We start from the raw sequence: 3,918 nt of genomic DNA on the forward strand, positions 1-3,918 counted from the left end.
GTGGTGGTGTGCTGGCGCGCGTTCAACGAACGTTCCGGCTTCCGGTTCGGTGGCAGTGGACGCACCAGCGCGGAGACGCCGTTGTTCATGGCGCATTACGCGCCATTCGGATTGCTCACCCCCGCAGCGTGGGTCGCGATGCACGCCCAGCGCTACATGTCGACCTACGGGGTCACCAACGAAGACTTCGGCAGGATCGCCGTCGTCGACCGGGCTCATGCGGCGAAGAACCCCGACGCCTGGTTCTATCAGCGCCCGATCACCTTGGCGGACCATCAGAATTCACGCTGGATCGTCGAACCCGTCCTGCGACTCCTGGATTGCTGCCAGGAAAGCGACGGCGGTGTCGCGCTCGTGGTCACCAGTGCCGAACGCGCGCGCGACCTGCGGCAGCCCCCGGCGATCATCACCGCGGCCGCGCAGGGCGCAGCGCACAACGGCGAGATGATGACCAGCTACTATCGCGAGGACATCACCGGGCTGCCCGAGATGGGGGTGGTGGCCCGGCAATTGTGGCGCGATTCGGGCCTGAAGCCGCAAGACATCCAAACCGCATTCATCTACGACCATTTCACGCCGTTTGTGTTCACCCAGCTCGAAGAACTTGGCTTCTGTGGGCGCGGCGAAGCCAAGGACTACGCGACCGTAGAACGGCTGTCACTCGGTGGGGAGCTGCCGATCAACACCAACGGCGGGCTGCTTGGCGAGGCGTACATCCACGGCATGAACGGCATCACCGAGGGCGTTCGTCAGGTGCGCGGCACGTCGTACAACCAAGTCGACAATGTCGAGCACGTACTGATCACCTCAGGCACCGGCGTACCCACCAGCGGTCTGATTCTGGCGCCGGCGAACTGAGCACACGAGAGGGGGACCGTCATGCCCAAGCTGGCGCTGTTGACCGCGTATGGCGGACCGATCGAGCTGGCCGAGTTTCCGTTGTCCACGCCAGCGCCGGGCACCGCCGCGCTCAAGTTGCGCATGGCCGGCATCTGCGGATCCGATTTGCACATCTTTCGCGGTGAGCTGCCGTTGCCGTGTCCCTTCGCCATGGGCCACGAGATGGTCTGCGAGATCGCCGAACTCGGCGAGGGACTGACGGCTGACGCGACCGGCCAACCGCTGGCGGTCGGTGACCGCGTTGTCACACCGTACTTCTGGTTCTGCGGACAGTGTCATGCGTGCGTACGCGGCAGGTCGTATGCCTGCCAGAACCTAATGGCCGGTGAATACCGCACGCACGAGCAGACACCGCACTTCGTCGCGGCCTACGGCGAGTACTACTACACGACCCGCCGGCAGCCGCTGTATAAGGTCCCCGAAGAGCTGCCCGACGAGGCCGTCGCGCCACTGAATTGCGCTCTGGCCCAGGTGTTGTTCGCACTGCGCGAAGTCCGGCTGGGCGACACTGTCGTGATCCAGGGCGCGGGCGGGCTGGGCATCAATGCCGCCGCCGTCGCGCGCACGGCGGGCGCGGCGCAGGTGATCGTCATCGACAAGCTCGCTGAACGCCTGGACGTCGCAGCGGATTTCGGTGCCACGCAATGCATCGACGCCAACGGTATCTCGACCTGGGAAGTAACCGAGCAGGTGCACAAGCACACCGACGGCATCGGCGCCGACTGGGTGCTCGAAGTCGTCGGTATACCCGGCGTCATTCCCGACGGCGTCGGCTTCCTCAACAACGGCGGCACGCTGCTCGAGGTCGGCAATGTCGGTATGGGCCGAACCTTCGAGATGGACCCCAGCGCGCTGGTGTACGGCAACAAGTCCATCCGCGGTGTGTCGTTCTACGACCCTGTCACGCTGGCGACCGGCCTGTCCTTCCTGCAGCACACCAGCTTTCCGTTCGACCGGCTGATGCCCAAGCCGTTTCGTCTGACCGATGTCAACGCCGCGTTCGCCTCCGCCGACGCCGGGTTGGTGCCGAGAGGTGCGTTGGTGCCATGACCCAAGCCACCGCGTTGGACACCCGCGAGCTCATTATCGAGTCCGCCTATGGATGCTTTCGCAAGCACGGTCTCCAGAAAACGACAATCGTCGATATTGCCAAGGCGGCCAACGTGTCCCGGAGCACGATCTATGAGTACTTCAGCGACAAGGGCGCGGTCCTCGAAGCCTGCGCCGAGCACGCTTCCGAGCAGTTCTACCGCGAGATGTCCAAGGCCATGGACCCGGGCGCCTCACTCGAGGAAAAGCTCAGCCATGCCGCGGTGTTCGTGACCCAGGCGCGGCGGGCGATCGCCTCCGAGGAGTACTTCGACGAGGAAGCGATCAGCCTGCTCCTCACCAAGGACGCCGCCGTCCTGCTGCGCGAATGCGTCGACTTCTTTGCCCCCCATCTCTCGGCGGCCAAACTCACCGGTGAGGTGCGCAAGGATCTCGACGTCGAGGCCGCGGGTGAATGGTTTGCGCGCATACTTTTTTCGCTGTTCAGCACGCCGTCGTCGACACTGGACATGGACGACCCCGACGTGGTGGCGGAGTTCGTGCGCGCACACGTAGTCCGTGGGTTCGCCAGCGAGCGTGGACGGCCGCGCCGCGGTTAGAGACTCTCCGTCGAGTGTGCGACCACGACGGCCTGATCGCACACTCGCGTCCCTGGACGCACACTCAACGGCCTCGTTGGGCCAGCGCCCGCAGGAAGAAGGTCAGGTTGGCCGGCCGTTCGGCCAGGCGCCGCATGAAGTAGCCGTACCACTGCGCGCCGAACGGCACGTACACCCGGACCTGGTTGCCGTCATCGGCGAGCCGTCGCTGCTCCGCGTCGCGGATGCCGTACAGCATTTGGTATTCGAAATCGCCGGCACCACGGCCAGTTTCGTCGGCTAGCGCGGGAACCGCATCGATGATTGCCGGATCGTGCGAGGCCACCATCGGGTAGCCCGTCCCGGACATCAACACCCGTAGGCAGGCCAGGTAGGAATCGGCGATGTCTCCAACGGCACGATAGGCCACCGACGCCGGCTCGTCATATGCGCCCTTGCACAATCGAACTCGCGCCCCCGCGCCGGCCAGATCCGTGCAATCGCCGAGCGTGCGGCGCAGGTAGGCCTGCAAAACCGTGCCGAGCCAATCGAAGTCGACGCGCAAATCACCCGAAATCGACAACGTCGAATCGGTGGTGGTGTGGTCTTCAGCGTCGACCGTGACCCAGACGCCCACGCGCTCGGCGTGCTCGCAGATGATACGCGCGTTCTCCAGCGCAATCTTGTCCCCGTCGCGATCCAGCGCCTGCCCAAGAGCCGACAGCTTCAGCGACACCTCGAGCGGCCGCACCCGACCGCTCGGGGTATCGGCCCGTCGGCCCAGCGCATCGAGCAGCCGCTGGTATTCCCGCACGGTCGCCGCGGCACCGTCGGAGTCGGTGACGTTTTCGCCCAGGTAGTCGATGCTGACGTAGCGACCGGAATCCCGCAGTGCGGCAACGATATCCAGGGCAGCCTCCAGCGTGTCACCAGGCACGAAGCGGCGCACTACTTTGCGGGTGATCGCGGACCGCTCGACCGCGCGGCGCAAGCCGTCGGCCCGGCTGGCCGCGAGCAGCGTCGGTCGCACGGTATGCGCGAAAAAGCCGGCCATCAGTCGGGCGCCATGTGTGGGTAGGTGTGCCGCGTCGCCGGGACGAACGTCTCCTTGATGGTGCGTGCCGACGTCCAGCGCAACATGTTCAGCATCGATCCCGCCTTGTCGTTGGTGCCCGAGCCGCGTGACCCGCCGAACGGCTGACGCCCGACGACGGCGCCGGTCGGCTTGTCGTTGACGTAGAAGTTTCCGGCGGCGAACCGCAGCCGGTCCTGCGCTCTCAACACGGCCTCGCGGTCGTCGGCGATGACCGCGCCCGTCAGCGCGTAGCGAGATCCGGTGTCGATGACCTCGAGGATGCGCTCGTACTGCTCATCGGGATACACGTGCACC

The 3,918-nt window shown here is 65.6% G+C and carries 5 protein-coding genes; 3 read left to right on the plus strand and 2 right to left on the minus strand.

Annotated features, from left to right (window positions below):
- From A5736_RS10905 to A5736_RS10915, 3 genes are all read left to right on the plus strand, one after another.
- Window positions 1-858 (plus strand): lipid-transfer protein (locus A5736_RS10905; protein WP_076246156.1); only part of this gene is annotated, 858 nt, incomplete at its 5' end.
- A gap of 21 nt (window positions 859-879) precedes the next feature.
- Window positions 880-1,950 (plus strand): zinc-binding dehydrogenase, encoded by a 1,071-nt coding sequence (locus tag A5736_RS10910; RefSeq protein ID WP_076246158.1) that lies wholly within the window; start codon window positions 880-882, stop codon window positions 1,948-1,950.
- Window positions 1,947-2,549 carry a TetR/AcrR family transcriptional regulator gene (locus A5736_RS10915; protein WP_076246159.1) on the plus strand — a complete coding sequence of 201 codons (603 nt, stop codon included), beginning with the start codon at window positions 1,947-1,949 and terminating at the stop codon, window positions 2,547-2,549. The genes A5736_RS10910 and A5736_RS10915 overlap by 4 nt, the downstream gene beginning before the upstream one ends.
- A 64-nt stretch (window positions 2,550-2,613) precedes the next feature.
- Here the strand turns inward: A5736_RS10915 and A5736_RS10920 are convergent, their stop codons facing one another.
- Window positions 2,614-3,582, minus strand: coding sequence for a proline dehydrogenase family protein (locus A5736_RS10920; RefSeq protein WP_076246161.1), 969 nt, complete (start codon window positions 3,580-3,582; stop codon window positions 2,614-2,616).
- On the minus strand, window positions 3,582-3,918 hold a 337-nt coding region (locus A5736_RS10925; protein ID WP_139333254.1), incomplete at its 5' end, for an aldehyde dehydrogenase family protein. The genes A5736_RS10925 and A5736_RS10920, both read right to left, overlap by 1 nt.

The sequence above is a fragment of the Mycobacterium sp. SP-6446 genome (assembly GCF_001954045.1).
GTDB lineage: Bacteria > Actinomycetota > Actinomycetes > Mycobacteriales > Mycobacteriaceae > Mycobacterium.